3 protein-coding genes and 1 pseudogene are annotated in these 4,135 nt (G+C 46.7%); 3 read left to right on the top strand and 1 reads right to left on the bottom strand.

Annotation, left to right across the window (positions count from 1 at the left end):
• From MHN01_RS18575 to MHN01_RS18565, 3 genes and pseudogenes are all read left to right on the top strand, one after another.
• A pseudogene (locus tag MHN01_RS18575) lies at positions 1–162 on the top strand (chemotaxis protein CheV); the annotation flags it as partial.
• Positions 163–386: 224 nt separating this feature from the next.
• Positions 387–1,868: an FMN-binding glutamate synthase family protein gene (locus MHN01_RS18570; RefSeq protein ID WP_239412710.1), complete on the top strand. Its 1,482-nt coding sequence runs from the start codon at positions 387–389 to the stop codon at positions 1,866–1,868.
• 88 nt (positions 1,869–1,956) lie between these two features.
• Entirely contained in the window at positions 1,957–2,262 is a 306-nt protein-coding gene (locus tag MHN01_RS18565; RefSeq protein ID WP_239412709.1) for a hypothetical protein, read from the top strand.
• A 34-nt stretch (positions 2,263–2,296) separates the two neighbouring features.
• Here the strand turns inward: MHN01_RS18565 and MHN01_RS18560 are convergent.
• Positions 2,297–4,135, bottom strand: a 1,839-nt coding sequence (locus MHN01_RS18560; protein ID WP_239412708.1) for a response regulator, incomplete at its 5' end; no start/stop codon positions are given.

Below are 4,135 nucleotides of genomic sequence, written 5' to 3'. Positions count from 1 at the left end.
CTCAACCATGCCTACATTATTCTGCATACTTCTCTATCGAGTGAGATCAGCGTTTCCCAGGCTCACCAGGTTGGTGCTCACGAAGCACTCACCAAATTTGAAGCCAATGAGCTTATTCATGCCATGCTGCGCGGGGCAGAAAAAGTCAGCGCTACAGCTTAACGCCGCTTCATCAAGATTCGGCTAATACGATGAGGGCACCTTAGTGCCCTTCAACTCTTTGTGAAATTATCTCCCCCTCACACGTTCTTTATACCAACAAACAAAATTCAACTAGGGTTAATGCAGCGAGTTTAACTACAGCTTGGTTTAAACGCGCTCATTTCATTGATACCGAAAAACAAACCAGTAACAGCGCTACAGGGCTAACAGTAAAGAGGTAAGCTATGGCTGACTTTATTCTGCTAAGTATCGATTTTCTCTCCGGTCTGTTCATCTTCATCCTTGGGCTAGGCGGACTACTTGTGATCTATATGTATATTGTCGATATCAGGCAACATAAGCATGCGATTCGACACAACTACCCCGTTATTGGTCGGTTCCGCTACCTATTTGAAAAACAAGGCGAGTTCTTCAGGCAATATTTCTTTGCCATGGACCGTGAGGAAATGCCCTTTAATCGCGCTGAACGTAGCTGGGTCTATAAAGCAGCCAAGAATGTTGACCGCACCCTTGCCTTTGGTTCAACCCGCAACCTGGATCCTACCGGTACGATTATGTTCATGAACTGTGCTTTTCCGACCCTGGAAGAAGATGCCGTTGTGCCTGCCGCCATTACCATAGGCGAACATTGCCGTACTCCCTATACCACCAGCTCAATCTTCAATATCTCTGGCATGAGCTACGGCGCTATATCCAAGCCTGCTGTCCGGGCACTGTCGAACGGCGCACGAATTGCCGGTTGCTGGATGAACACCGGAGAAGGAGGCCTTAGCCCATATCACCTGGAAGGTAAGGCCGATATCGTGTTTCAAATTGGTACGGCCAAATATGGTGTTCGTGATGAAAACGGCGACTTGAGCGAAGAAAAGCTCCGGGAAATAGCTTCCCATCCTGAAGTTAAAATGTTCGAAATCAAAATTAGCCAAGGTGCCAAACCGGGCAAAGGCGGAATGCTTCCCGGCAAGAAGGTGACAGCGGAAATCGCCCAAATTCGCGGCATTCCCGAAGGGCAGGATTCTATTAGCCCCAACGGCCACAAAGATATCCGCTCGGTGGGCGATCTTCTGGACAGAATCGAGCTGATCCGGGAAATAACCGGCAAGCCAGTCGGATTTAAGGCCGTTTTCGGTTCGTTGAAGTGGTTCAACGATCTTCTTGATGAAATTGAGCGAAGAGGAGCGAAAAGTGCCCCTGACTTTATTACTATTGACAGTGCTGACGGTGGTACCGGTGCCGCCCCACAACCTCTCATGGACTATGTTGGTTTACCGCTTAAGGAAAGCTTGCCTCTTGTTGTTAATCTACTCGAAGATAGACAGCTCAAAGATCGTATCAAAATCATTGCCTCCGGAAAGCTGATCACCCCGTCGAAAGTCGCCTGGGCCATTGCGCTTGGTGCCGACTTTGTTGTGTCTGCCAGAGGCCATATGTTCGCCCTTGGCTGTATTCAGGCACTGCAATGTAATAAAGATACCTGTCCAACAGGGATCACTACCCATAACAAGCGGCTACAACAAGGCCTCAATGTCGAAGACAAGACACAACGGGTGGCTAACTACAATAAATATATCCACTACGGCATCGGGTTGATCGCCCATTCCTGTGGCGTGAGCAATGTCAGACAACTGAATAAATCACATATCAGGATAGTAACGGAAAACGGCCTGTCTGTAGCCCTGGAGAAACTCTACGAAAGTCACCGTTAAACATGGACTGTTTGACGGTTTTCTGACATTAAAAAAATCCTGATATGGCAAAGTAGTCCTACAGCCAAGCAACATTTGTAGGTTCTCCATGATCAAGCGCGCTATCTTAACTCTTCTCCTTCTGGGAGCATCAACCAGCTCATTGGCTTCGCCTGAGCTACTCTCTCCATCTGAAATTCAATTCGGCCAGTTTGAGCTAATCGAAACGATAGAAATTCAAGGTGACATAGAAGACAGCTTGTTACGCTTAGTGGATAAGAACCTGCAATACAAAGATTCAGATTTCTACGTTATTCAGGACATCTCAGAAGATACCCGCAAGGATACGCTGACTGTGGTCGTTAACTTATACAACCAAAGCGCCAATTACGGTCTTTCCCAGCACCCTGCATAAGCACAACCAACCAGGGAGCGATATCCGCTCCCTGTCAGGGTGACGACAAGTACTTTTTAAGCATATTTGCCAACATCTGTTGGCTAACCGGCTTTGAAACAAAATCATCCATCCCTGCATTAAAACATTTATCCTTTTCCTCTTTCACCACATTGGCCGTCAGGGCAATAATCGGTATTCGCTGCCCTTCTGACTCTAATTCGCGAATTGCCCTCGTTGCTTTAAACCCGTCAAGCACTGGCATCTGGCAGTCCATGAAAATAAGATCAAAATGCCCCTTACGATACTTCGCAATCGCAACCTGACCATTATCGGCAATATCGACCTTAGCCCCTAACTTCTCCAGCATCATTTGGGCAACTTTCTGATTTACAATAGTATCTTCTACAACTAATACATTAACCTGCGCCTGTTCCTGCAAAGCCATCAGCTCAGACGCGGAAGTATTTTCTGACGATACATCTGAATTACCAGCAGTCTTAAAGCGAGATGATTGCCGGGTAGCACGTAAATACGCCTCTGGCATTGTCTGCATAGGCTGAATTTGCTGCTGACTGTCAGACACAGTAAGCAAATCGTGATCAACTTCTGTAAGATCAATATCATTACTACGGACAACCTGCTGGACAGCCCATTTCAAGTTGGCTTCTTTATAGGGTCTTGCCAAGTACGAGCGAATGCCGGATTTTCTGGCTTTTTCTTCATCCCCGACTTCCGGCCCGGCCGAAATCATCATCATTTTCGGGCAGCGTTCTGCAAATTGGATCCTAAGTTGCTTGGCTAATTCAAACCCATTTATCTCAGGCATGATTTTATCTATCACGATCAAATCATAAGGCGCTTTGCCGCGGATCGCCTGTAACACAAAATCAGCTGCCTCGGTGGCATTTTCACAACATGTCGATTTTGCCCCGAAGTTACTCAACTGGGCTGATGTGATCCTCATATTGAGCATACTGTCATCAACGAGGAGCACCGATAAATCGGACAGTAGTTTGATGTCAGTGCTGGACGCAGTCGGTAATATATTTTTCTCAAGCGTAAGCACGAATGAAAAAGTACTGCCTTTGCCGGGTTCGCTGTCGAGTTTCAGCTCTCCCCCCATCAATCGAATAATTTCGCGGCAAATGGCGAGCCCCAGCCCGGTTCCGCCATATTTTCTGGTGGTACTGCCGTCGGCTTGCTGAAATTTCTCAAAAATCGCATCGTGCATTTCCTTCGGGACACCGATGCCGCTATCAGACACTTCAAACCTCACAGATACGGATTTGTGATCCTCACCCTCACGGTGAATAAAGTGATTTACAAATCCTCTTTCCGTGAATTTAATGGCGTTACTAATCAAATTATTAAGCACCTGGCGAAGCTTGGTTGCATCACCCAACAGCATCGGGCTGATATTTCGGTCAATCGAGCAGCGAAAAGCCAAACTTTTCTCGGCTGCCCTTACCAAAAAGACAGACTCCACCTCTTTGTTCAGCTCGAATAAATTCAATATGTTATGTTCAAGTTCTAACCGACCGGCTTCTATCTTCGAAAAATCCAAGATATCGTTAATAAGATCCAGCAAAGAGAGCGAGGAAGTATTGAGCATATTCACATACTCTTTTTGCTCCTCTGGCATGTCCATCTCTTTCATCAGGCTTGAAAGGCCGATGATCCCGTTCATCGGGGTACGAATCTCATGGCTCATATTGGCCAAAAACTCACTTTTCTTGCGGTTGGCTTGTTCTGCGTATTCCCGCGCCTCTTCGAGCTGGTAATAATGCTCGCGGATCTGTTCTACGGACTGGTTATAGCGATTCGACAAGATGGACATTTCATCTTCAAACCAACGCTCTCGTAGATGAATCGCCTTTGGCACCTTGTCCGA

This window comes from Photobacterium sp. OFAV2-7, assembly GCF_022347985.1.
Classification (GTDB): domain Bacteria; phylum Pseudomonadota; class Gammaproteobacteria; order Enterobacterales; family Vibrionaceae; genus Photobacterium.
Note: the sequence above shows the minus strand (reverse complement) of the source record. Positions and strands in the feature narration are given on the sequence as shown.